20 protein-coding genes are annotated in these 26,636 nt (G+C 63.8%); 9 read left to right on the forward strand and 11 right to left on the reverse strand.

What is annotated here, in order from left to right; translation table 11 throughout:
• Positions 1-181: 181 nt before the first annotated feature.
• On the forward strand, positions 182-892 hold the full coding sequence (locus GJ668_RS05465) for a DUF2202 domain-containing protein (protein ID WP_155449135.1): 711 nt from the start codon (positions 182-184) through the stop codon (positions 890-892).
• A gap of 289 nt (positions 893-1,181) precedes the next feature.
• The gene (locus tag GJ668_RS05470; protein WP_155449136.1) at positions 1,182-4,985 is read left to right on the forward strand and encodes a DNA gyrase subunit B; all 3,804 of its coding nucleotides are present in this window, start codon (positions 1,182-1,184) and stop codon (positions 4,983-4,985) included.
• 16 nt (positions 4,986-5,001) lie between these two features.
• Here the strand turns inward: GJ668_RS05470 and GJ668_RS05475 are convergent, their stop codons facing one another.
• The 4 genes from GJ668_RS05475 to glyQ are packed head-to-tail and all read right to left on the reverse strand — an operon-like array spanning position 5,002 to position 9,312.
• Positions 5,002-5,709, reverse strand: a complete 708-nt coding sequence (locus GJ668_RS05475) for a lysophospholipid acyltransferase family protein (RefSeq protein ID WP_155449137.1) — start codon at positions 5,707-5,709, stop codon at positions 5,002-5,004.
• Positions 5,706-6,278, reverse strand: a complete 573-nt coding sequence (gene gmhB / locus GJ668_RS05480; protein ID WP_155449138.1) for a D-glycero-beta-D-manno-heptose 1,7-bisphosphate 7-phosphatase — start codon at positions 6,276-6,278, stop codon at positions 5,706-5,708. The genes GJ668_RS05475 and gmhB overlap by 4 nt, the downstream gene beginning before the upstream one ends.
• Before the next feature lie 31 nt (positions 6,279-6,309).
• Positions 6,310-8,385 (reverse strand): glycine--tRNA ligase subunit beta, encoded by a 2,076-nt coding sequence (gene glyS, locus GJ668_RS05485; protein WP_155449139.1) that lies wholly within the window; start codon positions 8,383-8,385, stop codon positions 6,310-6,312.
• A gap of 21 nt (positions 8,386-8,406) precedes the next feature.
• Positions 8,407-9,312 (reverse strand): glycine--tRNA ligase subunit alpha, encoded by a 906-nt coding sequence (gene glyQ, locus GJ668_RS05490; RefSeq protein ID WP_155449140.1) that lies wholly within the window; start codon positions 9,310-9,312, stop codon positions 8,407-8,409.
• A gap of 176 nt (positions 9,313-9,488) precedes the next feature.
• Here glyQ and GJ668_RS05495 point away from each other — a divergent pair, with 176 nt between their 5' ends.
• The 6 genes from GJ668_RS05495 (at position 9,489) to GJ668_RS05520 (ending at position 16,238) form a co-directional block, all read left to right on the forward strand.
• On the forward strand, positions 9,489-10,661 hold the full coding sequence (locus tag GJ668_RS05495; RefSeq protein ID WP_155449141.1) for a cation diffusion facilitator family transporter: 1,173 nt from the start codon (positions 9,489-9,491) through the stop codon (positions 10,659-10,661).
• A 462-nt stretch (positions 10,662-11,123) separates the two neighbouring features.
• Positions 11,124-12,527, forward strand: coding sequence for a glutamate--ammonia ligase (gene glnA, locus GJ668_RS05500; RefSeq protein WP_155449142.1), 1,404 nt, complete (start codon positions 11,124-11,126; stop codon positions 12,525-12,527).
• 67 nt (positions 12,528-12,594) lie between these two features.
• Positions 12,595-13,086 (forward strand): DUF4124 domain-containing protein, encoded by a 492-nt coding sequence (locus GJ668_RS05505; RefSeq protein ID WP_186342907.1) that lies wholly within the window; start codon positions 12,595-12,597, stop codon positions 13,084-13,086.
• A 177-nt stretch (positions 13,087-13,263) separates the two neighbouring features.
• Positions 13,264-14,340 carry a nitrogen regulation protein NR(II) gene (gene glnL, locus GJ668_RS05510; protein ID WP_155449144.1) on the forward strand — a complete coding sequence of 359 codons (1,077 nt, stop codon included), beginning with the start codon at positions 13,264-13,266 and terminating at the stop codon, positions 14,338-14,340.
• On the forward strand, positions 14,337-15,776 hold the full coding sequence (gene ntrC, locus GJ668_RS05515) for a nitrogen regulation protein NR(I) (RefSeq protein WP_155449145.1): 1,440 nt from the start codon (positions 14,337-14,339) through the stop codon (positions 15,774-15,776). The genes glnL and ntrC overlap by 4 nt, the downstream gene beginning before the upstream one ends.
• A gap of 63 nt (positions 15,777-15,839) precedes the next feature.
• Complete coding sequence (locus GJ668_RS05520; protein ID WP_155449146.1) at positions 15,840-16,238, forward strand: hypothetical protein; 399 nt, start codon at positions 15,840-15,842, stop codon at positions 16,236-16,238.
• 24 nt (positions 16,239-16,262) lie between these two features.
• Here GJ668_RS05520 and argB read toward each other — a convergent pair whose 3' ends face one another.
• From argB to coaBC, 3 genes are all read right to left on the reverse strand, one after another.
• Positions 16,263-17,159, reverse strand: a complete 897-nt coding sequence (gene argB / locus GJ668_RS05525; protein WP_155449147.1) for an acetylglutamate kinase — start codon at positions 17,157-17,159, stop codon at positions 16,263-16,265.
• Positions 17,160-17,227: 68 nt separating this feature from the next.
• Complete coding sequence (dut, locus tag GJ668_RS05530) at positions 17,228-17,686, reverse strand: dUTP diphosphatase (protein ID WP_155449148.1); 459 nt, start codon at positions 17,684-17,686, stop codon at positions 17,228-17,230.
• Positions 17,670-18,881, reverse strand: a complete 1,212-nt coding sequence (gene coaBC / locus GJ668_RS05535; RefSeq protein ID WP_155449149.1) for a bifunctional phosphopantothenoylcysteine decarboxylase/phosphopantothenate--cysteine ligase CoaBC — start codon at positions 18,879-18,881, stop codon at positions 17,670-17,672. The genes dut and coaBC overlap by 17 nt, the downstream gene beginning before the upstream one ends.
• 106 nt (positions 18,882-18,987) lie before the next feature.
• On the opposite strand from coaBC, the gene radC reads away from it, so the two are divergent.
• Entirely contained in the window at positions 18,988-19,662 is a 675-nt protein-coding gene (gene radC / locus GJ668_RS05540) for a RadC family protein (protein ID WP_155449150.1), read from the forward strand.
• Between the two features lies 1 nt (position 19,663).
• Here the strand turns inward: radC and GJ668_RS05545 are convergent, their stop codons facing one another.
• The 4 genes from GJ668_RS05545 to GJ668_RS20300 all read right to left on the reverse strand — a co-directional run.
• Positions 19,664-20,239, reverse strand: coding sequence for a cytochrome b (locus GJ668_RS05545; protein WP_155449151.1), 576 nt, complete (start codon positions 20,237-20,239; stop codon positions 19,664-19,666).
• A 109-nt stretch (positions 20,240-20,348) separates the two neighbouring features.
• Positions 20,349-22,475 (reverse strand): exodeoxyribonuclease V subunit alpha, encoded by a 2,127-nt coding sequence (gene recD / locus GJ668_RS05550; protein WP_155449152.1) that lies wholly within the window; start codon positions 22,473-22,475, stop codon positions 20,349-20,351.
• 3 nt (positions 22,476-22,478) lie between these two features.
• A complete protein-coding gene (gene recB, locus GJ668_RS05555; protein ID WP_155449153.1) occupies positions 22,479-26,333 on the reverse strand; it encodes an exodeoxyribonuclease V subunit beta in 3,855 nt (1,284 codons plus the stop codon).
• A gap of 110 nt (positions 26,334-26,443) precedes the next feature.
• On the reverse strand, positions 26,444-26,636 hold a 193-nt coding region (locus tag GJ668_RS20300), incomplete at its 5' end, for a hypothetical protein (protein WP_222930754.1).

Here is a 26,636-nt window from a genome sequence, read left to right on the forward strand (position 1 = left end):
CCAGGTCGAGCGAGTGCCGGATGGCTCGACATTTCTGTCGAGCCTCAGCGGTCTTTGTCGAGCCTGGAAGCGGGGTTGAATGCATTGCGTCCTTTGAAATCAACACTTTGCGGTATGGCATGCGCTATGCTAAATCCGGCATGACACTCTTGTCGAAAACCAAGCGAAAAAGGAGCCAATCATGCATCCGACATACAGCCTGATCCCTCTTGCCCTCAGCGCGCTGCTGGTCGCCACGCCCACATTGAGCGCCGGACCCAACGGGCGTCAACCCGTTCAATCGATCCAACCCATCGTCTATGAATTGAACCAGGCGGACATCGATGACCTGACCTATATGCGCGAGGAAGAGCGTCTGGCGCGCGATGTCTATATGGAGTTGAGCGCTTACTGGGGCGATCAGGGGTGGCCGGTCCTGTTGTTCGACAACATCGCCCGGGCCGAGCAAACGCACATGGAGACGCTCAAGAGCGCGATAGATCGCTATGGGTTGACCGACCCATCTGATCCGGATGCAGTCGGTGTCTATGCCAATCCCACCCTCAATGACCTCTATGAGATGCTCATGGGGAGCGGCATGATCTCCTATATGGATGCGCTGCGTGTCGGCGCGCTGATCGAGGAGGTCGACATCGCCGACCTTGATGAGGCGATCGCTCGGACCGACAACCCGGACCTGCAAACAATCTATGCCAACTTGCAGCGCGGCTCGCGCAATCATCTGCGCGCCTTCGTCGCCGAGATCGAGCGTCAGGGTGAAGCCTATGAGTCGCAGGCACTCGATCAGGAGACGGTCAATGCCATCGTCGACGTACCTATGGAGCGCGGCGGCCAGAGCCAGCGCGGCGAGAACGGTCAAGGCAGTCAGGGTCAAGGCCAGGGTCGCGGTTAGGCCAGCGCTTACGCTTTGCCAGTCTGACCATGTCGGTCATACAACGACCACCGCTGGCTCGGTGGTCGTTCGGCGTCTGGGGAGAAGAAACCGGCATCCATCCACGCCAAACGCGTCCAACGGGATGCGAACCGCGCACGTTTGGTTCGGTGTCGAGTCGCGCCGTCCCGTATAATAGAGCGCTTGGCACGCTCCTGGCCTGCCGACCTCGTTCCACGCGCTCGGGCTCGCCTGCCGCTCGATACAGAGCGTTCTTCTTCTCCTCAAATCACGAACGACTCAGAATCCCATGACCTACGACTCCACGAATATCAAAGTGCTCCGGGGACTGGATGCGGTTCGCAAGCGTCCGGGCATGTACATCGGCGATACGGACGACGGCACCGGTCTGCACCACATGGTCTTCGAGGTTGTGGACAATTCGATCGATGAGGCGCTGGCCGGTTACTGCAACACAGTGTCGGTCACGCTCCATACCGATGGCTCGGTCTCGGTTCTGGACGATGGACGTGGCATTCCGGTCGACATCCATGCCGAGGAAAATCGTTCCGCCGCCGAGGTCATCCTCACCGTGCTCCACGCCGGCGGCAAGTTCGACGACAACTCCTACAAGGTCTCGGGCGGTCTGCATGGTGTGGGCGTGTCGGTGGTCAACGCGCTTTCGGATCGGCTGCTGCTCAGGATCTATCGCAACGGCCAGATCCATGAGCAGGAATACAGTCTGGGCGTTCCCCAATATCCGCTGAAGGTCATCGGCGAGACCACAGCCACCGGCACTGAGATCCGCTTCCATCCCTCGCCCGAGATCTTCACCAATCTGGAGTTCCATTACGACATTCTGGCCAAGCGGCTGCGCGAGCTGTCGTTCCTGAACTCGGGCGTGCGTATCGCCCTGACCGACGAGGCCAGCGGGCGGCACGATGTCTTCGAATACGAGGGCGGCATCCGCGCCTTCGTCGAGAACCTGAACCAGAACAAGGAGGCGATCCACCCGACGGTCGTCTATTTCAGCACCGAGCGTCAGGACATCGGCGTCGAGCTGGCGATCCAGTGGAACAACAGCTATCAGGAAACCATCTTCTGCTACACCAACACCATCCCGCAGCGCGATGGCGGCACCCATCTGGCCGGTCTGCGCGCCGCGCTCACGCGCACGCTCAACGGCTATATCGAGCGCGAGGGGCTGGACAAGAACCAGAAGGTCCGCCCGATCGGCGATGATGCACGCGAGGGCCTGACGGCGGTGCTGTCGGTCAAGGTGCCGGATCCCAAATTCTCGTCGCAGACCAAGGACAAGCTGGTGTCCTCCGAGGTCAAGGCGGTGGTCGAGTCGCTGGTGGTCGAGCAGTTGAGCACCTTCCTGGAGGAGCAGCCTAACGAGGCCAAGGTCATCGCCAACAAGATGCTCGAAGCCGCGCGTGCGCGTGAAGCCGCCCGCAAGGCGCGCGAGATGACGCGGCGCAAGGGCGTGCTCGACATCGCCGGACTACCGGGCAAGCTCGCCGACTGTCAGGAGAAGGATCCGGCCAAGTCCGAACTCTATCTGGTCGAGGGCGACTCGGCCGGCGGCTCGGCCAAGCAGGGGCGTGATCGTGCCTTCCAGGCCATCCTGCCGCTCAAGGGTAAGATCCTCAACGTCGAAAAGGCGCGCTTCGACAAGATGCTGGCTTCGGCGGAGGTCGGCACCCTGATCACCGCGCTTGGCTGTGGCATCGGACGTGAGGAGTACAACCCGGACAATCTGCGTTATCACCGCGTCATCATCATGAGCGTCGATGCCGAGGAGCACGTCTTCGTGCGCGAGCCGGGCGGACAGGTGCGCATGACCCGGATCGGCGACTTCATCGACGCCGCATTGCCTGAGGCATCAGGCGAGGACTATTGCAAACGCGCCGACGCCGACCTGGGCGAAGTGCTGTGTTTCGGTATGGAAGATCGGCTGACCCGCTTCCAACCCATCAAGGCCGTGATCCGTCATCCGCTCCACGAGCCGCTGTATGAGGTTAAATCGGCTTATGGGCGCTCGGTGCGGGTGACGGCCAGTCACAGTGTCTTCGTTTATGAGGATCAGCAGATCCAGCTCAAGCGCGGCGATGAGCTGTGCGCGGGCGATCGGATCGTTGCGCCCCGCACACTCGCGTTTCCAGTCACGGCGCCGGAGCGTCTCGATGTCTTGAATGCGCTGCACGCTATTCCAGAGGCGGCGGCTCAGATTTGGGTGCGCGGCGCGGCCGTCGAGGATTGTCACAAGGCGCGCGTGCTGGCCCAGTACGCAGATGACGCCGAATTCGTCTCGCCGCGCGTCGAGCTACCAGTCGCCGTTGGCGCCGAGGTCGCGCAACCAACCCCTAAACACTACGCTGACCGGGGTATGGCACGTTTCATCACGGTGAACGCCGATCTGCTTTGGCTGCTCGGATTCTATCTGGCCGAGGGTTCCTGCTCCGAGCGCGGCGGCATCCGTTTCGCCATCGGCGCACGCAATCAGGCGATCCTGCCTGAACTGCGCCGCGTCCTGGAGCAGACCTTCGGTCTGCCGGCCCAGGTCTACACCCGTCAGGATCGCGTCACTGAACTGCGCCTGACCAATCGCGTTGCGGTGCTGGCCTGGCGCCATCTGTTCGGCTTCACGAATGTCAACGCCATCGACAAGGCGATCCCGGATCTGGCCTTCAACGTCGCCGAACCGCTGCGCGAGGCTTTTTTACGCGGCTACCTTCAGGGCGATGGCACGCTCGCTAGCGGGCGGTTGGGCTTTGCGACCTCCTCGCGCGATCTGGCGAGCGGTCTGTCCTATCTGCTGTCGTCCTTCGGGGTCGTAGCCTCGATGTCGCATTACGAACCGGATGGCGTGGTCCGCGAGATTCGCGGCCGGCCCTGCGTCACCCGTCACCCGCACTGGATCCTGACCGTCAGTGCGCGCGAGGATTTGGCGCGTCTGCGCGCCATCTGGGCTGACCTGCCGGGCGCTGAGGCACTGGAAGCGCGTTTGCGGAGTACCGCTCCCTCGGTCAACCGCCGTTTCGAGGCGCTCGACGGTGATCTGATCGCGCTGCCGATCGAGTCCATCACCCCCGTGGAGGCCAGCAACGGCCAGGTCTACGACTTCTCGGTCGAGAATGATGAGAACTTCATCGCCGGCCTGGGCGGACTCTGCTGCCACAATACAGACGCCGACGTAGACGGAGCGCATATCCGCACTCTGCTGCTGACCTTCTTCTACCGCCAGATGCCGGAGCTGGTCGAGCGCGGGCATATCTATATCGCCCAGCCGCCGCTCTACAAGCTCAAAAAGGGCAAACAGGAGGACTATCTGCTCGACGAGGCGGCGCTCAATGGGGCCATGCTGCAATCCGCGCTCGACGGGGCCGAGCTGCATGTCAATACCGAGGCGCCGCCGCTGGCGAACACCGCGCTGGAGGCCCTGGCCAAGGAGTATCAGGTCACGGTGAGTATCGTGCGGCGGCTGGCCTCGCGCTATGACGCAACCTTCCTGGATGAGCTGGTGCGCACGTCGCCGGTCGATGCGTCGATCCTGTCCGACAGCCAACGTCTGACCGAGTGGTGCCAGGGTATGGAAGCACGGCTCAATGCCGCCGAATCGGTCTCGTTGCGCTATGTCCTGCGTGTCGGCGAGCCGACCGAGGGCCAGTCATCCGGACTCGAACTGATCCGGCTCATCCACGGTATCCCCGAGACACGGATCATCCCGTTCGACTTCTTCCACACCGCTGATTACGCCCGACTGCGCGAGTTCGGACTCAAACTCGATGGTCTGATCCAGCCGGGCGCCTTCGTGCGGCGAGGCGAGCGGATCAAGGAAATCAGCGAACTCGGCGAGGGGATCCGCTGGCTGCTGGCCGAAGCGCAACGCGGTTACAGCATCCAGCGTTATAAGGGACTGGGCGAGATGAATCCGGAGCAGCTCTGGGAGACCACCATGAATCCAGAAATGCGCCGGCTGCTGAAGGTGACCATCGAGGACGCAGTCGCCGCTGATCAGATCTTCACCACGCTCATGGGCGATCAGGTCGAGCCGCGCCGCGAGTTCATCGAGCGCAACGCGCTGAACGTGGGCAATCTCGATATCTGAGTCCGGGGGGCTGAGGTCAGAGCGCGTCGACGGTCTGCTCGATCCAGCGCTCGACCTCGGCGTTGATGTCGGTGGCCTTGCGTCCCTGGGTCTGGATGGTCGGGCCGATCACCAGCTCGATGGTTCCGGGGCGCTTGACTAAGCTCCGGCGTCCCCAGAACACCCCAGCGTTGTGGGCGATGGGCATCACAGGGCGTCCACTGCGCTCGGCGAGCAGTGCGCCGCCGATGTTGTAGCTGCCCTGGGTTCCGGGCGCTACGCGCGTCCCCTCGGGGAAGATGACCACCCAGTGCCCGTGCTCCAGCAGTGCGCCTCCCTCGCGGATGAGGCGTGTGATTTCACGCCGTCCGGCGGCGCGATCGATAGCGATGTGACTCAGCCGCTTGAGTGCCTGACCGAAGATCGGGATGCGGATCAGTTCCTGCTTGAGCACCCAGGATTGCTCCGTCGGCAGCAGCGCCCTGAGCGCCAGAATCTCCCAGGCCGATTGGTGCTTGCAGAGCACGATCACGTTGTCCGTGGGCAGATGCTCCAGACCGCGCACGCGATAGTCCAGTCCACAGAGTATCTTCAACGCCTTGAGATTGAATCTGGCCCAGGAGCGGGCCAGGCGCGGCCCGCGTGTGCCCGAGTCTCCGTGCCCAAATGCCAGGATGGCCAGCGAATAGAGCAGACTCGATGCGGTCAGGGTCAGTTGAAACAGCAGTGAACGCAGAAAGATCATAGTGAAACTGGGGTATCGATGAGTGCGGTGGTGGCGGCGTTGAGGTCGGAATAGATGGGAAGCGCGCGCAGGGTGTCGTCCATGCCCTGTTCGCGCAAGTGCGCCAGCGTGCGTTCGCCCTTGCCGGAGCGCACCAGCCAGGGCTGGGCGCCGGCGGCCCGCGCGGCCTGGATATCGCCGAGCGAATCGCCGATGAAGGGCACGCCGGCCAGATCGATTCCGAACCGATCGGCAATCTCCAGCAGCAAACCCGGACGCGGTTTGCGACAGTCGCAACCGTCGTCGGGTCCGTGCTGACAGAAGGCGATCATCTCGATGCGTCCGCCCTGGGCCTCTACCCGCTCACGCAATTGCTGATGGATGGCATTGAGCGTGGCGGGCGTGAACAGCCCGCGCGCCAGCCCCGACTGATTGCTGGCGACCACGACCCGAAAGCCGGCGTGCGAGAGGCGCGCGATGGCCTCGATGCTGCCGGGGATCGGCACCCATTCGTCCAGCGACTTGATGTAGTCGTCGGAGTCCTGGTTGATGACACCGTCACGGTCGAGGATGACGAGCTGGTTGGTCATGCTGGCGTGGGCTTGGGCCGTGACGGAGCTGTTACTGGAGTCGTGAGATGTCGGCGACGCGCAGGAACAACGCCGACAGCGATCGGAGCAACTGGAGCCGGTTACGCCGCGTGGCCGGGTCGTCCGCCATCACCATGACCTCGTCGAAGAAGGCGTCCACGTCCTCGCGCAGCTCGGCCAGGGTTTCCAGGATGGCGACATAATCGCGTGCCTCGGCCAGTGGCTCGACCCGCGCCCCGAGTTCCGCGATCCGCTCGGCCAGCCGCTGTTCGGCCACGTCCGCGAGCAGATCCGGGTTCGGTCCGCCCTCTGCCAGATCGGACGGATCGGCTTTGAGCAGGATGTTGCGGATGCGCTTGTTAGCGGCCGCCAGCGCGTCAGCAGCGGGCAGGCGACGGAACTGAGTCACGGCGGCGATGCGCCGGTCGAGATCCCAGGGATTGGTCACACCCGTGTGGATGACCGACTCGACCGTATCGATGGCCACCACCTGATCGCTGTAATAGCCGCGCAGACGCTCCAGCATGTAATTCAGAACCGCGTCGACCGTGTCTTCGGCCAGCAATCCAGGCGCAAAGCCAGCCGCCGCGCGTTCGAGCAGGTCGCGCAGATCCAGGTCGAGTGGGGTCTCGATCAAGAGCCGCAACACGGCGATCGAGGCACGACGCAGCGCATAGGGATCCTTGGTGCCGGTCGGGCGCAGTCCGATGCCGAAGATGCCGACCAGGGTGTCGAGCCGGTCGGCGAGCGCCAGCGCGCGGCCACAGGGACTGGCCGGAAGCTCGTCGCCGGCGAAGCGCGGGCGGTACTGATCGGCCATTGCCGCGCTGACACAGGCATCCTCGCCCGAACGCTCGGCGTAATAGCGCCCCATGGTGCCCTGGAGTCCGGGGAATTCGAACACCATCGCGGTCATGAGATCGCACTTGGATAATGCCGCCGCACGCTCGACCAGGGCCGGATCGACGCTGATCGTCGGGGCTAGATCGCGACCAAGCTGGGCGACACGCGCACACTTGGCGGCCTGAGTGCCGAGCTTGTCCTGGAAGACCACGGTTTCCAGCCGTGGCGCGAAGGACTCCAGCGGCTGCTTGAGATCCTGCGACCAGAAGAAGGCGGCATCAGCAAAGCGCGGCCGGATGACGCGCTCGTTGCCGGCACGCACCTGATCCGGGTCGTGGCTCTCGATGTTGGCTACGACGATGAAGCGTGCCTGAAGTGTCCCGGTCGTGTCCTCGACCGGAAAATACTTCTGGTTGCTCTGCATGGTCTCGATCAGCACCTCGGGCGGAATCTCCAGGAAGCGCTCATCGAATTTGCACAGCAGCGCCTGCGGCCACTCGACCAGAGCCGTGACCTCGTCGAGCAGTTCGGGGTCGAGGCGCGCGCGTAGCCCGTTGGAGGCCGCCAGGCTCATGACCTGCTCGCGGATGCGCTCGCGCCGCCGTTCGAAGGACGGCTCGACCCGACCCTGCTCGCGCAGTGTCCCGGCATAGTCGGACGCCTGGCCGATGGCGATGGGGGCGGGGTGATGGAACCGATGGCCACGGGTGCGGGTCTCGGCGGACAGGCCCATGACCGTGCCGGCGACGGGTTCGGTGCCGAGCAGCAGACAGACCCAGTGCACCGGGCGCACGAATTCTTCACTGCGATCACCCCAGCGCATGCGCTTGGGGATTGGCAGACCAGCCAGCGCGGCCTCGGTCATGGCCGGCACCAACCGGGCCGTCTCCTGACCAGGCGTGACGCTGCGGTAGACCAGCCAGCGTCCCTTGTCGGTCTCCTCGCGCCCGAGCGCGTCGATCTCGACGCCGCAGGAACGGGCGAAACCGAGCAGCGCCTTGGTCGGCTGGCCCTCGGCGTCGAACGCGGCCTGTACCGCCGGGCCACGGCGCACACTCTCCTGATCGGGCTGACGGGTCTGGATGCTCCGGATCAACAGGGCTAGACGCCGTGGCGCCGCGAAGGACTCGATCGTCTCGAAGCCGATCCCATTGATCTTAAGCTGATCGCGAAAGCCCTCGGTGAAGGCACGCGACAGGACGGGCAGGGCGATCGGCGGGAGTTCCTCGGTCCCGATCTCGATGAGCAGATCAGTCGTCGACATATCCAAAAGAACCTCTCCCGCTCAAGATTGCAGCATCGGGAAGCCGAGCGCCTCCCGTTTGTCGTAATAGGCCTGGGCGACGGCACGCGATAATGTGCGCACCCGCAGGATGAAGCGCTGACGCTCGGTGACCGAGATCGCCCCGCGCGCGTCGAGCAGATTGAAGGTGTGCGAGGCTTTGAGCACCTGCTCATAGGCTGGCAGCGGCAGACCGCGCTCGATCAGCTCCGCGCTCACCCGCTCATGGGTGTCGAACTGCGCGAACAGGGCGGCGGTATCGGCCAGCTCGAAGTTGTAGGTCGACTGCTCGACTTCGTTTTGATGGTAGACGTCGCCATAGGTGACGACACCCGCCGGCGAGCGGCTCCAGACCAAGTCGTAGACGCTCTCGACCTCCTGGAGATACATGGCGATGCGCTCCAGACCATAGGTGATCTCGCCGGTCACCGGACGGCAGTCGAGTCCACCGACCTGCTGGAAATAGGTGAACTGGGTGACTTCCATGCCGTTGAGCCACACCTCCCAGCCCAGCCCCCAGGCGCCGAGCGTCGGTGACTCCCAGTTGTCCTCGACGAAGCGGATGTCATGCACCAGCGGATCGAGCCCCAGACGCCGCAGCGAGTTCAGGTAGAGTTCCTGGATGTCGAGCGGCGAGGGCTTGAGCACCACCTGGAACTGATAGTAATGCTGGAGCCGGTTGGGATTCTCGCCATAGCGTCCGTCGGTCGGACGGCGCGAGGGCTGGACATAGGCACTGCGCCATGGTTCGGGACCGATCGAGCGCAGAAAGGTGGACGGATGAAAGGTGCCCGCGCCCACTTCCATATCGAACGGCTGGACGACGACGCACCCGAGATCGGCCCAGTAGCGCTCAAGCGCAAAGATGAGACCCTGGAAGGTCGAGAGATCCTCGGATTCGCGGCTCAAGATGAACTCCTGTGAGGGCGTTGTTCGGCAAAGTCGCACAGTATATTCGGTCGCTCGCCGACGTGCCCGACCCGATCGTCGATTTGAGTCGAACCAGGTGACCGGGGACGCCTGCATGGGCCAATGGCCACCCAGCAGCGTATACTGCGCGCCCGAGCCAATCGTCATCGATCAGGATGTCCAGCCTCGTGAACGCGCCCATAGCCGCCACACTCGAACGCCGTCAAGCCATCTCACGCACCTCCATCGTCGGCGCCATCCTCAATCTGGCGCTGTCGGTGATCAAGATTCTCGCCGGACTCCTGGGTCACTCGCAGGCGCTGGTGGCCGATGGCATCCATTCGCTCTCAGACCTGCTTTCAGACGTGCTGGTCTATGTTGCCGGGCATCAAGCCAGTCAGCAACCCGATCAGAAGCACCCTTATGGTCACGCGCGTTATGAGACCGTCGCCACGCTGGCGCTAGGCGTGCTGCTGTTGTTCGTTGCCATCGGTCTCGGCTGGGATGCGGTGCATCGGCTGTTTGAACCGGATGCCTTGTTGAAGCCCGATATACTGGCGCTGGCCGCAACCCTGGTCTCGATCGGGGTCAAGGAATGGCTCTATTGGTGGACCCTGGCCCATGCCAAACGGGTGCGCTCGGATCTGTTGCGTGCCAATGCCTGGCACCATCGCAGCGATGCGATTTCCTCGATCGTGGTGCTGATCGGGATTGCGGGCACCATGGCCGGACTCAGCTATCTGGACGCCATCGCCGCCTTCATCGTCGCCCTGATGATCGCGCGCATCGCCTGGGAACTGGGCTGGGGCGCGGTCAGCGAGCTGGTGGACACCGGACTCGAATCCGAGCGCATCGCCGAGGTCGCGCAGACCATCCGTTCGGTCGGCGGCGTGCGCGATATTCACATGCTGCGTACACGCCGTCTTGGCGGGCAGGTCTCAGCCGACGTCCATGTGCTGGTCGACCCAGATATCAGCGTCTCCGAGGGCCACATGATCAGCGTCCTGGTCGAGCAGCGGCTCAAGCGCGAAATCTCGGATATGACCGATGTCACGGTCCACATCGACCCCGAGGACGACACCGACAAACCGGACGTTCAGCCGCTGCCACTGCGTGCTGAGGCCCTGGCGCGACTGGCTTCGCTCTGGTCGGCGATTCCGGCGGCAAACGAGCGCCAGCGTCTCCTGCTGCACTATCTCGGCGGGCGAATCGATGTCGAGGTCTTTTTTCCGATCACGGCTTGCCAGCGTAACGGCTCCGATCCCAAGCGGCTAAGGGCCGAGCTGGTCGCGGCACTGAGCGAGGATCCGGCCTTTGGTGAGGTACGCATCTACTTTGGATCGGACTGACGTATTTGCACTTTTTTAGTGCATAAAAGGTCGCCTCCATCCATTTAGGTGCAGACAAAGACTGAACCAGTCGTGCGATCATCCGATTTGGCCGATTGAGACATCAGGATATCGAGCCAGATGAAGGGTCACAAAATCGTTCTCGATGCCTAAGCCAATGATTCATTGAAAATTGATGCATCGATCCAGGGCCAGTGGTTCAACATCGGGCACCCGACGCACTGGCTGAAGTTTTTCTGGCGCACTCATTGCTTAATGTGCGCGAGGCGATGGCGAGCCGACTCGGTCAGGACATCGATTCCAACGACCGAGGCGACCCCATCCATTCGGGACCACCGATTTCGTGCGGCGCGATGCTCGACCTGCTAGGTTCCCGCATCGAGCGCGAGGCGGATCGAGTTCGAGCGCATCGCGTTGGCTGGCCAGACTGTTCGTAGATACCACGTAGCGGAGACAATTCGAATGACTGACGTCATTAAGCTGATCAAAGAGAATGAAGTGAAATTCGTCGATTTTCGCTTCACCGACACCCGTGGCAAGGAGCAGCACGTCTCCGTGCCGGCCAGCACTGTCGATGAGGATGTGTTCAAGGACGGCAAGATGTTCGACGGCTCCTCGATCGCCGGCTGGAAGGGCATCGAGGCCTCCGACATGGTGCTGATGCCCGAGGCCGACACGGCGGTCATGGACCCTTTCTCCGATGAAGCCACGCTCATCATCCGCTGCGACATCCTCGAACCCGATACCATGCAGGGCTACGAGCGCGATCCGCGTTCGGTGGCCAAGCGCGCCGAGGCCTACCTGAAGTCGACCGGCATCGCCGATACCGCCTTCTTCGGTCCCGAGCCTGAATTCTTCATCCTCGACGACATCCGTTGGGGCGCCGACATGAGCGGCTGCTTCTACAAGGTCGATTCCGAGGAAGCCGGCTGGAACTCCGAGCGCGTCTTCCCCGACGGCAACATGGGCCATCGTCCGAGTGTCAAGGGCGGTTATTTCCCGGTGCCGCCGGTCGACTCGCTCAACGACCTGCGCGCGGCCATGTGTTTGACGCTCGAAGAGATGGGCGTTCCGGTCGAGGTGCACCACCACGAGGTTGCCACCGCCGGACAGTGCGAGATCGGCACCCAGTTCAGCACCCTGGTCAAGCGTGCCGACTGGAATCAGATCCTCAAGTACGTGGTCCAGAACGTCGCCCACGCCTATGGCAAGACCGCGACCTTCATGCCCAAGCCGCTGGTCGGCGATAACGGTAGCGGCATGCACGTGCATCAGTCGCTCGCCAAGGACGGTCAGAACATCTTCGCCGGCGACAAGTACGGCGGTCTGTCTGACACTGCGCTCTATTACATCGGCGGCATCATCAAGCACGCGCGTGCGCTCAACGCCCTCACCAACGCCTCGACCAACTCTTACAAGCGTCTGGTGCCCGGCTTCGAAGCGCCGGTCATGCTCGCCTACTCGGCGCGCAACCGCTCGGCCTCGATCCGCATCCCGCACGTCTCCAGCCCCAAGGCGCGCCGCATCGAGGTGCGTTTCCCGGATGCCAGCTCCAACCCCTATCTGGCCTTCACCGCCATGATGATGGCCGGTCTCGACGGTATCCAGAACAAGATCCACCCCGGCGATGCCATGGACAAGGATCTCTACGATCTGCCCGCCGAAGAGGCCAAGTCGATCCCAACCGTCTGTCATTCGCTCGACATGGCGCTGGAACATCTCGACCAGGATCGCGAGTTCCTGACCGCCGGCGGCGTCTTCACCGATGACCTGATCGACGCCTACATCACGCTCAAGATGAACGAGGTCACGCGCATTCGGATGACGACCCACCCGGTCGAATTCGATATGTACTACAGCCTCTAAGGCCTGTTCGGATCGGCGCGGTTGGGCTAGTCTTAGGACCATGCTCAGACCCGCGCCGATTCTTCTTTTGCTGCTTGTCTGCTCGCCGTCCAACGCGGAGATCTATCGCTGGGTCGATGCAGACGGACGCGTCCATTTCTCTGATCGCCCGGCGCGTGACGCCGAACGGGTCGATGTGCGCTTCAGCACGTCAGCCGGCTCAAATCCAACCACGACACTCGGACCCGGCTCGCCTGACGAAGCCTATCGCGGTCCCTATGCCGAACTCGACATCCTCGCCCCTGAAATCGATGCGACGCTGACCGAGACCGACTCAGGTGTTCCGGTGAGTCTGCGCCTCGATCCGGCGCTCATCAGCGGCCACCGTCTGCTCCTGCTGCTCGATGGGAGCGAACTGACCGTCGAGGGCGCGCATACGCAGTTCAAGCTGACAGGTCTCGGTGCTGGTCGCCATCGGCTCCAGCTCCAGATCCGTGGCGCTGACGACCGGATCGTCGCGCAATCCGCCCCCCGAACCTTCGAGCTTCGCCAACCCAGGGTGCCCGGCCAACTGCCCTGAGCTGTTCAGATCCTCACCTACTCAGAACGTCGCTGGCTGGAAGCTGGTATTTTTCTTGCTTTTCGATGATGACGCGCCCTGGTATCCCGGATGCCAGTGATCGCTGGTGCCCCCAGGTGTCGACCCGTGCCTGGCGTCGCGGTCGCGCCAGACAAGAACTCTCTAAGGATCAAACGGATGACGAGTCACGCGACCAAACCGAATCTCGAACGAAGGATACTCGATCATCTCAACACAGCCGTGATGCTGTTCGACGCTGAACTCCGGTTGAAGTACATCAATCCAGCCGCTGAGGTGCTGTTCGAGGTCAGTGCGCGTCACCTGCTGGGACAGGCGGCCGCGAACCTGCTGCCCTGTCCGGACGCGAGCGTTGAGGAACGCTTGAACGCGGCGCTCGCCTCCTGTCATCCCTTCACCGAGCGCGAGATCAACGTCCTGATCAGCGATGGACGCACCAAAACAGTGAATTGCACCGTGCTGCCTTTGCATCATTTTGATGCAGAGAGAGAAGTGCTGGTCGAACTCTATCAGGTCGACCGCCAACTGCGGATCACGCGCGAGGAACAGCTCCTGTCGCAACATCAGGCGACCCAGGCACTGCTGCGCGGACTGGCCCACGAGATCAAGAATCCGCTCGGCGGCTTACGCGGGGCGGCCCAGCTCCTGGAGCGCGAACTGCCCGAGGCCGCGCTGCGCGAATACACCCGTATCATCATCGATGAAGCCGACCGTCTCCAGGCGCTCATGAACCGCATGATCGGCCCGCATCGCCTGCCGCGCCGCACGCCGGTGAACATCCATGACGTGCTGGAGTATGTCCGCACACTCATCCTGGCCGAATCGCCGCGCGGTCCGAAAGTCCAGCGCGACTATGATCCGAGCCTCCCGGACTTCATCGCCGATCAGGACCGGCTGATCCAGGCCCTGCTCAATCTGGCGCGCAATGCCGCCACGGCGGCCGGACCGCACGGCTGTCTGCAATTCAAGACTCGGGTGCTGCGTCAGTTCACCATCGGCAACCGCCGTCACAAATTGGTGCTCCAAGTTCAGGTTCGGGACAATGGTGCGGGCATCCCCGAGGAGATCCGCGACCGGATCTTCTATCCGATGGTCTCGGGCCGCCCGGACGGAACCGGACTCGGACTCTCGATCGCCCAGGAACTCATCAACCAGCATGGCGGCTTGATCGAGTGTGAGAGTCAGCCGGGCGACACCGTTTTTTATGTCTATCTGCCCCTGGAGCCGAGCCGATGAGCAGAGAGCCAAACGTTTGGGTCATCGACGACGACCGCTCGATTCGTTGGGTGCTCGACCGCGCGCTACGCAAGGCCGAGATGCAGGTGACCTGTTTTTCCAATGGGGTTGGCATCATGGAGGCGCTGCATCGCGAGCAGCCCGATGTGATCCTCACTGACATCCGCATGCCGGGCATCGACGGCTTGGAGCTGCTGCGTCAGGTCAACAGCCGCTATCCGGGGCTGCCGGTGATCATCATGACCGCGCACTCGGATCTCGACAGCGCGGTCTCGGCCTTCCAGGACGGGGCCTTCGAGTATCTGCCCAAGCCGTTCGATCTCGACGAAGCCGTCTCGCAGGTCAGCCGGGCCTGCCGGCGTGGACGCGAGGAGCGCGCCGAGGAGGTCAGTGTCGCGCGCGGACCCGACATCATCGGTGAGGCGCCGGCGATGCAGGACGTCTTTCGCGCGATCGGTCGCCTGGCGCGCTCCAACATCACGGTGCTCATCAATGGCGAGTCCGGCACCGGCAAGGAGCTGGTCGCCCATGCCCTGCACCGGCATAGTCCGCGCAGTGGGCATCCCTTCATCGCGCTCAACATGGCGGCCATCCCGCGCGATCTGCTGGAGTCCGAGCTGTTCGGGCATGAGCGCGGTTCGTTCACCGGTGCTCAGGCGCGGCGCGAAGGGCGTTTTGAGCAGGCCGACGGCGGCACGCTGTTTCTCGACGAAATCGGCGACATGCCCGCCGAACTCCAGACGCGGTTGTTGCGGGTGCTGGCCGATGGCGAGTTCTATCGTGTCGGCGGCATGGCACCGATCAAGGTCGATGTGCGCATCATCGCCGCCACCCATCAGAATCTCGAACAGCTCGTGCGCGATGGGCGCTTTCGCGAGGATCTGTTCCACCGGCTCAACGTCATCCGCATCCATCTGCCGGCCCTGCGCGACCGACGCGAGGATATCCCGCTCCTGATGCGTCATTTTCTGGCGCAGGCGGCGCGTGAGTTGAGCTGTGAACCCAAGGTCTTGTTGCAAGACGCCATCGACCAGCTCCAGCGGCTCGACTGGCCGGGCAATGTGCGACAATTGGAAAACACCGCCCGCTGGCTGACGGTCATGGCCTCCGGCAAGCATGTTCATGCCGAGGATCTGCCGCCCGAACTCAGTGCCGCCCTGACCGAGAGCGGGCGCGACGAGTCCTGGGAGCATGGATTGCGTCGCTGGGCGCGGCAGCGGCTCAAGGAGGGGCGCGAGAGCTTGCTTGATACGGCCTTGCCGGCATTCGAGCGCGCGCTCATCCAGACCGCGCTCGAACACACCGGCGGGCGACGTCAGGACGCCGCACGGCTCTTGGGATGGGGACGCAACACCCTCACTCGTAAGCTCAAGGAATTGCGTCTGGAGGTGGAACTCTCGGGTGAGGAGGATGGCGCTTCGGAAGCGACCCAGTGAGCCTGAACCTTCAGGCCAGACCGAAACTTTGATTGGTTTTCAGCGACACGGGAGCGAACCGCGTTGGACAGTAGCAGTATCGAACTCAAGGGTTCGGAGATCGAGTCGATCGACTTGAACGGCGATCAGCTCGAGATCCGTTTTGCACGCGCCTCTCTGATCAAAAGCATGACCGGTTCGGCCGAGCGCACGCGCTGGTGGCAGGCCGGACGTCTTCTGATCGAGGGTGTCGAACTCGCGGAGCGCCCACCCGAAGGGCCGCTGGTCTGTGCCGGCGGCGATCTCGACGAGAACATCTACACCTATCGCGACATGATCCCTCTGCCTTTCGAGAGTCGCGGGCACATCCGCTGTGAGCTGCATTTCGAGGGGACTGAGTCCCGCTTGCGCGTTATCGGAACCGCCGCGCGCCTGACGATGCTCGACACGCCCAAGTACATCGAGCATCTGCGTCCAGGCTGAGAGGTCGCGCGGCGGTCTGTCGCTTCACCGCCCCCGAATCAGCGTACCCACACCTGTATCGGTAAAGAGATCGAGCATGACGGCATGTTCCACCCGTCCGTCGATGATATGCGCCGACTTTACGCCTGACTGCACGGCCTCGATGGCACAACGGATCTTGGGCAGCATGCCGCCGTGGATCACGCCCTCCTCGATCAGCGTCTGCACGCGCCCGACGTCGAGATCGGAGATGAGCCGGCCTTCGGCGTCGAGCAGACCGGCGGTGTTGGTCAGGAGTAGGAGTTTTTCGGCCCGCAGTACCTCGGCCATCTTGCCGGCGACCAGATCGGCGTTGATGTTGTAGGAATGCCCGTCGGTGCCGACGCCGATCGGTGCAACCACTGGGATGAAGTTGCTCTTGGTCAGCATGTGGATGATGGCCGGATCGATGCTCTCGACCTCGCCGACATGACCGATGTCGATGATCTCGGGGGCATGCAGCTCGGGCGCGTCGCGCTTGATGAGCAGCTTGCGCGCGTGGATCAGATCGCCGTCCTTGCCGGTCAGGCCCACAGCCGCGCCGCCGTGGCGGTTGATGAAGTTGACGATCTCTTTGTTGACCAGCCCCCCGAGGACCATTTCGACCACGTCCATGGTCTCGGAATCGGTGACGCGCATCCCCTGCACGAACTCACTGGCTTTGCCGAGCCGGGTCAGGAGCGAGCCGATCTGCGGGCCGCCGCCGTGCACGATCACTGGATTGATGCCGACGAGCTTCATCAGCACCACGTCGCGGGCGAAGCTTTCTTTCAGCGCCGCGTCGACCATGGCGTTGCCGCCGTATTTGATCACCATGGTCTTGCCCTGGAAGCGCTTGATGTAGGGCAGGGCTTCGATCAGGACATGGGCGATGGTCTGGGCGCGTTCGGTTGGCAGTGACATGACGGCGGGACTCATTTTTGAAAAATGGACGGGGTTAGCCGGATTTTTTGGCGTGTTCAGGATTGGCCTCAATGCGTGCCAGTATGCCCGAAGCCGCCCGCACCGCGCGCCGAGGTCTCGAAGGATTCGACGAGTTCCAGCTCAGCGCGCAGGATTGGCACGAGGACGAGCTGGGCGATGCGTTCCCCGGTCTCGATACGGAAGGACTGATGCCCCCGGTTCCAGCACGAGACCATGAGCGGCCCCTGATAGTCCGAATCGATCAGGCCCACTAGGTTGCCGAGCACGATGCCATGGCGGTGCCCGAGTCCTGAGCGGGGTAGGATCATCCCGGCGACGTCCGGTTCGGCGATGTGCACCGCCAGTCCAGTTGGGATCAGCTCGCAGCCGCCGGGCGCGAGATCTAGCGGCGCATCCAGCATGGCGCGCAGATCCAGTCCGGCCGAGCCGTCGGTCGCATAGTGCGGAAGCGGAAAATCGCTTCCAAGTCGCGGGTCGAGTAATTTGACTTCAAGACGATGCAGCATGGTGTTCTTGATAGCGTTCGACAATCAGTTGGGCGAGTTCGCGCGCAAGCTGGGTCTTGTCCATCATCGGTAGCTCGCGCTGGCCGTCACGCCAAATCACGGTCAGGGCATTCTCGGCACGCTCGAATCCGCCGTGCGTGCCGCCGACCTGATTGGCGGCGATCATGTCGAGTTTTTTACGCTTGAGCTTGTCGCGCGCGTATTCCTCGACGTGATCGGTCTCAGCCGCGAAGCCGACGGTGAAGGGCGGCGAATCGAGCGCCGCGACCTCGGCAAGAATGTCCGGGTTGCGAACCAGGCGCAGCGTCAGTTCATCCGCGTTCTTCTTGATCTTGTTTTCTGCGGGGTCCATGGGCCGATAATCAGCGACTGCGGCCGTCGCGACGAACAGATCGCAGTCGGCGGCGCGTTCCATAACCGCGCCATGCATGTCCAGCGCCGTTTCGACATCGACACGCTCAGCCACGCGCGGCGCGGGCAGGGTCACGGGGCCAGCGACCAACACGACATGCGCGCCCAATTCAGTCAGCGCCTCGGCCAGCGCGAACCCCATCCGCCCCGAACTTCGATTGCCCAGAAAACGCACCGGATCGAGCGGCTCACGTGTCGGTCCGGCGGTCAGCAGCAAGCGCACGCCAGCCAGCGGACGCGCCGGCGGCGGAAACAACGCTTCCGCGATCTCCAACGGCTCCAGCATCCGTCCCGGCCCCAGGTCGCCACAGGCCTGCTCACCCACGCCCGGCCCCAGGATATGCACGCCACGCGCGCGCAGCGTCTCCAGATTCTGTTGCGTCGCCAGATGACGCCACATGGCCTGATTCATCGCCGGCGCGATGAACAGTGGCGCCTCACAGGCCAGGGCTACGGTCGTCAGCAGGTCATTCGCCAGACCCGCCGCCAGTCGTGCCATGACATCAGCCGTGGCCGGCGCGATCAGCAATCGATCCGCCCAGCGCGCCAGCTCAATGTGATCCATGCCCGCCTCGGCGCCAGGGTCGAGCAAGGTGGTGCGCACCGGATGGCCGGACACGGCCTGAAAGGTCAGCGGCGCGACAAACGCCGTCGCCGACTCCGTCATGATCACGCGCACATCGGCGCCACGCTCCTTGAGACGGCGGACTAAATCGACGGATTTGTAAGCGGCGATGCCAGCGCCGACGCCCAGCAGTACCCGTGAACCTGGATTCAAATTCATGAGCTTATTGTGTATTCTGCTCTAAAATGCAGCCTCAAGTTTAACCGATCCGTCGATCCATCGCCGACGGATGAACCCACGATCAACGTGAACAGAGGGAGGGCGCATGGCGATCAAGGACTGGCCCGAAGGTGATCGGCCACGCGAAAAGCTGCTGGAGCGTGGCGCAGGCGCGCTGTCGGATGCCGAGCTGCTCGCCATCTTTCTGCGCACCGGCATTCCAGGCAAGAGCGCGGTCGATCTGGCGCGCGATCTGCTGCATGATTTCAGCGGACTCACCGGATTGCTGGCGGCCGACAAGCGTCGCTTCTGCGACGGCAAGGGACTGGGCACCGCCAAGTATGCCCAACTCCAGGCCGTGCTCGAACTCAGCCGCCGCTATCTGCTCACGCGCATCAGCGGCCAGGACGTGCTGACCAGTCCCGAGGCCACGCGCGACTATCTCAAGCTGCGGCTCTACGGCTCACCGCACGAGATCTTCGCCTGTCTCTTTCTCGACAACCGTCACCGGGTCATCGTCTACGAAGAATTGTTTCGCGGCACGATCGACGGGGCAAGCGTGCACCCGCGTGAAGTGGTGCGGCGCGTGATCGAGACCAACGCGGCCGCTGTTATCTTCGCCCACAACCATCCATCAGGGGTTGCCGAGCCGAGTCAAGCGGATCTGCGCATCACACAGCGGCTCAAGGAGGCGCTGTCGTTGATCGATGTGCGCGTGCTCGATCACATCATCGTCGGCGACGGAGATGGAACCTCATTCGCCGAGCGCGGGTTGCTGTGATCTATGCCGCTGACTGCGGATCGCTGTCTGCACGGCGCGACCAGGGCCGCATGCGCTCCAGGGCGTGATCACGCAGGATGTACTGATGCCACAGGGCGGCGGCTACATGCAGGCCGACGAGCACGTAAAGCAGGATCTCCATTGGCTTGCCGTGCAGCAGGTGCATGAGGTCGTTCAGGACCGGAGCATTGCCGATCGGCGAGGGGATCTGGAACAGCCCGAAGAACTCAGCGGATCTGTCCTTGGAAGCAACACGCAGAAAGCCCGAAATGGGGATCAGCAGGGTTGCCAGATTAAGCAGAACGTGGAAGCCCTTTCCGGCAAAATTGATCACGCGCCACCTGGAGAGCGGCTCGGGTGTGCCAACCATCCGCGACCAACCGATACGAGCGACCACGACGACGAAGGTCAGCAGACCGAGCGAGACATGCAGCTTGATGGATGAGAGATGCAGATCGGATGACTCGGGTGTGAGGTCGTGAGCGTAGAAGGTACCGATGAGTCCGATCAGCAGCGCTACCACGAGCCAGTGGAAGAGCTGGGAGATCAGGTCATAGCGTTGTGGTTGATTTGACATGGGTTGTCGATCCTGTTGTTGGATGGATGAGAACGGCAATGGAATCTGCGCAATGCCAATGATCGCATAGGAATTAGCAGAAACCATGAATTGCTCAGGGTTTCAACAGTCAGTTTTGGTCCAGCGCCATCGCCAATCCGCTGACACGCTCCACCCGCCGCCCGAGCGCCTCGCGCACCACCGAGTCACGGCTGTGGAGCAACGTGAAGGACGACTTGGCGCGCGTGATGCCGGTATAGATCAGCTCGCGCGTCAGCACCGGGTTGGAGACATCGGGCAGCACCAGTGCGGTATGGGTGAACTCCGAACCCTGCGACTTGTGCACCGTCATGGCAAAAACTGTCTCGACCGCCTGTAAACGGCTCGGCAGAATCCAGCGGATAGCGCCTGTGCCGTCGCCGGCTGGAAAAGCCACGCGCAGCACGGTGGACGCATGGTGCTCATCGCGCCGCGCCGGCACGCGCAAGCTGAGACCGATGTCGCCATTCATCAGACCCAGACCATAGTCGTTACGAGTGATCAGTACGGGTCGCCCCTCGAACCACTGGCGCTCGTTCGCGCCGGCGATGGGGGCATTCGCGCCTAGGCTCAACAGACGCTGAATACGCCGGTTCAGACCCTCAACACCCCAGGGCCCCTGACGCAGGGGCGTGAGTAACTGAAAGCTGGCCTGTGCCTTGAGTACGGCGCGCGCCCAGTCGTCGAAGGCTTCGGGGGCCGCGGCGTCCGGGGGACGCTGTTCGTGCAGCACCGCGAGATAGCCCTGGTGTTTCGGGCCGCGCCAATAGCCCTCGCGCACCAACTGGTCGAGCTGTGCATCCTGCTCGTTTGTCAGACGAATCCGCCGGATGCTCCCGAGACGCGGATCAGGCTGATCGGCCTGGCGGGCGAAGAGCGTTTCGAGCGCCGCCAGCGGATCGCGCACCGGCTGACCGTCCAGCACGCCGGCATTGACCAGCTCGGCCAATGCGCCGATGCCACCCTCGGCGCGGAAGCGGTAGCTGTGACGCAGCATGGTGATGGCCTGATCCAGCGGGCGTCCGTTGGGATCGATCAGATCCTCGGCCATCTGCGCGCCTGTCACCCGCTCCAGCCAAGCGCGCGTCTCTCGGCTGTAATGCGCCGCGCGCGCCCGTCGGCACAAATCTCCCAGCACGGCGCCGGCCTCGACCGAGGCCAGTTGGTCCTTGTCGCCGAGGACGATCAGCCTTGCGTTAGGGCGCAGTGCCGACAGCAGCGCTGACATCATCTCCACATCGATCATCGAGGCTTCATCGACCACGACGATATCCGCCGGCAGCGGCTGACCAGCCCGGTAGCGGAAATGGCGACTATCGGGCAGCGGGCCGAGCAGTCGATGCAGGGTGCTGGCCTGGGTCGGGATCGCCTTCCGCATGGCCTCGCCGCCGGGGAGTTGACCGAAGGGGAGCTGGCCGACCTGATTGGCGATCGATTCATTGAGCCGCGCCGCCGCCTTGCCGGTCGGGGCGGCCAGACGGATGCGCAGCGCCGGACCGCCCGACCCTAGCGCCAGTCCTTGCAGCAGGGCGAGCAGACGCACCACGGTGGTGGTCTTGCCAGTGCCCGGACCGCCGGTGATGACCGCGAAGGCACTGCGCGCGGCCAGGGCGCAGGCGATGCGCTGCCAGGGCGGCGTGTCGGCGTTTTCCTCGGCGAAGAGCACGTCGAGCAGATCGCGCGTGGCGTCCTCGGGCAGCGCCAAAGGTTGGCGCAGACGTGCCGCGATGCCGGCGCGGATGCACTGCTCATAGGTCCAGTAACGACGCAGATAGAGCAGGGGACGCTCGGGCGTGCCGGCGAGGATCAGAGGCGCGTGTTCAGGGTCAGGCGTGTCGGACCCGTCGAGATCGGACACCGCCGTCGCGATGCCGAGCCGATCCTCGACGGCGCCGCTCTGCGCCAGACGCGCGATCCAGTCGTCCAGCGTCAGGGACGCGAGCTGTGCGGCCAGCTCGGTGCTCGGTCCGGGAGGCGGCGTGAGCCAGTCGCTACGGTGCGTGAGCAGGGCATGTGGATGCGCGAGGGCTCCAGCCAGATCCAGACAGACATGGCCGTGCCCGTTGCGCTCGCTGGTCAGAGCGACAGCCAGGAGCACCGCCGGGTCGCTCTCGGGCGTCTGCTCCTGGATGAAGCGGGTCAGGACCAGGTCCAGCGGGCGCAGGGCGCCGGACTCGGTCCAGGCGTCCAGGCGTGACATCAGAGTATTCGCCTCCATCGATCACACTCCTGCAAAGTGCCGATCGAGCGACTCGATCAGCACGCGCGGCGGGCGGTCCATGAACAGCCCCTGGCTTGCCGACTGGCCGCCGCGCAAAAAGACATAGATGGCCCCGCCGAGATGGCGGTCGTAGTCGTAGTCCGGCAGACGCGCCCGAAGCTGACGGTGCAGGGCGAGCAGATAGAGGACGTATTGCAGATCGTAGCGGCGCTCGACCATGGCTGCGCGCATGGCGTCCTGGGTGTAGGCACTGTCATCGGGGCCGAGCCAGTTGGATTTCCAGTCCAGAACGTAATAGCGCCCCTGATGTTCCAGTACCAGATCGATGAAGCCCTTGAGCATGCCGTTCAGGTAGGCGGTCGCGAGCTGGGGTCGCTCGATGCCGTCGAGCGTGTGCTGGGTGATGAGTTGATCGAGCTTTCGCAGATCGACCGCGCGTCCCTCGATCCAGAATTCCAGTTCGACCTGATAACGGCGCGGATCGAGATCGGCAAGCCGCAGACTCGGCACCGCGCCGCCGGGCGGGGCGAGTGCGTCGAGGGACCAGGTGCGATCGAGCAGTTCGCTCAGCCAGGCATCGAGCGGTTCGACCCAGTCCCCCAGTTGGCGCGTCGCGCAGCGTTGTTCGAGCATCCGGCGCCGTGCATCAGGTCTGGCGAGCACGGTGGCGAAGCCGAGTCGGCTGTCGGCGGCCTGATCGGTTCGTTTTGGCGCGCGCTGGGTCGCGGCCCATTCCAGCAGTCCATGCAGGAAGGTGCCGTAGCGTCCGCCGCGCGGGAAGGCGTGCAGCGAGCCGGCGCCGAGCGCATCGATTCGGACCTGGGTGTCGAGCACGCGCGTCTCGGCCAGCTCCTCGCGTGCGGTCTCATCGCTGGCCGTTTCGACCGAATCGGCGGACGGTGCGGGCCGGGAGGTCGTGGACGTCTCGGCCTCGGCTTCTTCGCTGTCGGCCAACTGCGCGCCCTGGCTCAAAGCCGAGTAACTGCTGATCCACCAGGCGCGCGGGCGCCAGTCGGGTGTAGGACGGGCGGCTTCGAGCACGACATCCGCCTCAGCCTGATAGGGCGCCGGATCAGCCGCGGGCGGGTCGATCAGGGTCACGCAGGACAGTCGGTGCAGTCGGGCGGTCAGATCGCCGGTGCCGGTTTCATTGGCCTCGCTCCCCGAACCCTCGGTTTCAGGCTGATCGTCCCCGGACCATTCGACCGCCGCCTGTCCGTCGAGTCCGAGCAGATAGCCGAGCGCCGAGTGTTCGAGATCCGAGATCACCCCCAGTCCCAGCCAGTTGGCGTGACGCGCGCGCGTCAGGCCCACGTAGAGTTTGCGTAGATCCTCGCCCAGACGCTCGCGGTCGGCCTGGGCGACGAGCGCGTCGTCGCCGCTTAGATGCACCTGGAGCCGATGCGCGGCGTCATGGGTCTTGAGCGGCCGGTCCTTGGCGTTGGTGCGTCGGCAGTCGGCGATGAAGGGCAGGAACACCAACGGATATTCGAGTCCCTTGGATTTGTGGATGGTGACGACCCGCACCAGACGCGCGTCGCTTTCGAGCCGCAGTTGACGCGCCTCAGGCGTTTCGCCCGTGGCGGCGTCACTGTCGGCGATGGCTTCTTCCAGAAAACGCACCAGCGCCTGTTCGCCGTCGAGTTCCTCGCTCGCGCGCTGGAGCAGTTCGCCCAGATGCAGGAGATCCGTCATGGCCCGCTCGCCGTCCGTGGTTCCGAGCAGACGGGCGGCGATCCGGAACTCGCCGATCAGCCGGTAGAGCATGGGCAGGAATCCCTGACGACGCCAGCGTCCGTTGAGGGCGCGCAGCCGCTCGCCCTGGGTCTCCCAATGGAGTTCGTCGCGATTGAGCCGGTCCAGCTCCGTCAAGCCCTGGCCGAGCAGGCGCGTGGCCAATGCCTGACGCATCAGCCGGTCGTCGAAGGGATCGGCGATCGCGCGCAGCAGCACCGCCAGATCGCGTGCGATCGCCGTGTCGAAGACGTTGCCGCGCTCGGAGAGATAGACGCTGGCCACGTCGAGCCGGCGTAATTCGGCGCGGATGGCTTCGGCCTCGGTGCGATTGTTGACCAGGACGGCCAGATCGCTGGGTTCGAGCGGGCGTTCGCCGTCCTGACCCACGGGCAACAGGGCGCGTCCCTCCTGTCCGAGCCGGAGCAGCTCGGCGATGGTGCGGGCGGCGGCCTGGGCCGTGTGCTCGCGATAGACGTCCTTGTTCAGTTTGCCGTTGGGGCCGGGTTCGATGATCCAGGCATGGAGCGGCGGACAGGGTTGGCCGTCGATGGTCAGGGTGCGCTCAGCCTGGTCGCGCGGGCGCGCGGGATGGAAGGGAACCGGGTTGCCCTGACCGTTTGGTTCGCGAAACAGGAAGGCGCCGTGCGTGGCGGTGCGCTCGCCATGCTCGAAGAGGGCGTTGACGGCCGTGATCAGGTCGGTCGAGGAGCGATAGTTGATGTCCAGGGTGTAGTGACGGCCCTGGGTGGCGGCGCGCGCGATCAGATAGGTATGGATGTCGGCGCCGCGAAAGGCATAGATCGCCTGCTTGGGGTCGCCGATCATGAAGAAGCCGGTGGCGGCGTGATTGGCGTGAATGTCGTAGATGGATGAGAAGATGCGGTACTGGAGCGGATCGGTGTCCTGGAACTCGTCGACCAGGGCGACCGGGAACTGGCGGCGGATGGCGGCGGCGAGCCGTTCGCGGCCCTCGCCCTGGAGTGCCTGATCGAGCCGGATCAGCAGGTCGTTCTGGGTCATGATCGCGCTTTGGCGCTTCTCGCGCTCGACGTGGCTCTTGAGCCAGTGGACGGCGTGGGTCAGCAGATCCTCGGTGGGATCGGGCAGGGTGGTGAGTGTTTCATGCAGGTCGGCCAGCGCGCGGCAGGCCGGATCGTCGACCGGGGCCTTGGCGGGATCGTTCCAGATTTCGGCGATGGCCAGCGATGACATCCGTTGCCAGGACTGGCCGCCGAAGATGTCGGGTTCGGTCTGATCCGGCGTCTCCAGCCAGACCCGCAAGCCATCCAGCACCTTGGCGCGGTGGTTCTTGTTGAGTGAGGTTTGCTTGAAGGCCTTGTTCTTGACCGCCTGCTCGAAGAGTCGCTCCAGGGCGGCGATATGATCCTGTGTGCGCCAGTCGGTCTTGAGTGTCTCGATCGTGTGGCGGCGGGTATTCAGACAGCGCCCGACGATCAGGTCCGGCGGGTCGGCGACCGGCGGCAGATACTCGGCCAGCGGCAGCAGACCCCGGACGGCTCCGGCCAGATCCGCGGGTTGCGACCACTGTTCCAGCACGGGTTCCAGATGTTCGGCGGGCAGTCCGAGCAGGAAGGTGCGCCAGTAGTCCTCGGCGGCGCGTTGCAGCCGTTCGGCGTCGTCGTTCTCCAGTGTCTGCTCGAAGGCGTTGGCGCTGTCGAAGGCGTGTTCGCGCAGCATCCGGTAGCACCAGGCATGGATGGTGGAGATGGCGGCCTCGTCCATCCATTCGGCAGCCAGTTCCAGGCGTCGGGCGTAGTGCGCCAGATCGCCGTCGGCGAGCTGGTCGCGCAGGTCGAGCAGCAGACGGTCGGACGGATCGCGCGGCGGCTGATTGCGAAAGACGGTTGCCGCTTCCACCAGTCGGCGCCGGATGCGGTCGCGCAGCTCGTCGGTGGCGGCATTGGTGAAGGTCACGACCAGGATCTCGGGCGGCATGAGGGGGCGCGCGAAGGCTGTTTCGCCGCCATGCCCCAGGACCAGGCGCAGATAGAGCATGGCCAGGGTGAAGGTCTTGCCGGTGCCGGCGCTGGCCTCGATCAGACGCGAGCCGTGCAGGGGGACTTCGAGCGGGTTCAGTCGCTGGATCGTGGTATTCATCGTTGGTCAACAGTGTCCAATATAGTGCGACGGCCTGCTGAGCTTGCTGTCGCTTCCACGGTTTTTGTCTTGTGTCCCGGAGCGTTGCATCGCAGGCGGTGTGGCTTAAGTTAGGTTGCTTGGATGCCCAGGGCGATCACATCAAGTTTTGCCAATATAGGAAACGCTGAACAATTCCGTTTTGGCGAAGGGGTCTGAGTGATACCCTTGTGCCCTGTGTTCTCCCCCGCCCTCAGCCTGACGACGATGCCCAAGAAACGCGCCCCGAAGCCGAAGTACCAGACCCGCCGTGAACGGTTCCTG

It is taken from the genome of Allochromatium palmeri, assembly GCF_009720725.1.
In the GTDB taxonomy this organism is placed as follows: domain Bacteria; phylum Pseudomonadota; class Gammaproteobacteria; order Chromatiales; family Chromatiaceae; genus Thermochromatium; species Thermochromatium palmeri.

Coding starts and splice junctions, on each gene's coding strand:
- dut (WP_155449148.1), bottom strand. CDS start 17,686: ATGCTGCATCGTCTTGAAGTCAAATTACTCGACCCGCGACTTGGAAGC.
- argB (WP_155449147.1), bottom strand. CDS start 17,159: ATGTCACTGCCAACCGAACGCGCCCAGACCATCGCCCATGTCCTGATC.
- GJ668_RS05495 (WP_155449141.1), top strand. CDS start 9,489: ATGTCCAGCCTCGTGAACGCGCCCATAGCCGCCACACTCGAACGCCGT.
- GJ668_RS05475 (WP_155449137.1), bottom strand. CDS start 5,709: ATGATCTTTCTGCGTTCACTGCTGTTTCAACTGACCCTGACCGCATCG.
- glyS (WP_155449139.1), bottom strand. CDS start 8,385: ATGTCGACGACTGATCTGCTCATCGAGATCGGGACCGAGGAACTCCCG.
- GJ668_RS05465 (WP_155449135.1), top strand. CDS start 182: ATGCATCCGACATACAGCCTGATCCCTCTTGCCCTCAGCGCGCTGCTG.
- recD (WP_155449152.1), bottom strand. CDS start 22,475: ATGGAGGCGAATACTCTGATGTCACGCCTGGACGCCTGGACCGAGTCC.
- ntrC (WP_155449145.1), top strand. CDS start 14,337: ATGAGCAGAGAGCCAAACGTTTGGGTCATCGACGACGACCGCTCGATT.
- recB (WP_155449153.1), bottom strand. CDS start 26,333: ATGAATACCACGATCCAGCGACTGAACCCGCTCGAAGTCCCCCTGCAC.
- glnA (WP_155449142.1), top strand. CDS start 11,124: ATGACTGACGTCATTAAGCTGATCAAAGAGAATGAAGTGAAATTCGTC.
- GJ668_RS05545 (WP_155449151.1), bottom strand. CDS start 20,239: ATGTCAAATCAACCACAACGCTATGACCTGATCTCCCAGCTCTTCCAC.
- glnL (WP_155449144.1), top strand. CDS start 13,264: ATGACGAGTCACGCGACCAAACCGAATCTCGAACGAAGGATACTCGAT.
- gmhB (WP_155449138.1), bottom strand. CDS start 6,278: ATGACCAACCAGCTCGTCATCCTCGACCGTGACGGTGTCATCAACCAG.
- coaBC (WP_155449149.1), bottom strand. CDS start 18,881: ATGAATTTGAATCCAGGTTCACGGGTACTGCTGGGCGTCGGCGCTGGC.
- GJ668_RS05470 (WP_155449136.1), top strand. CDS start 1,182: ATGACCTACGACTCCACGAATATCAAAGTGCTCCGGGGACTGGATGCG.
- radC (WP_155449150.1), top strand. CDS start 18,988: ATGGCGATCAAGGACTGGCCCGAAGGTGATCGGCCACGCGAAAAGCTG.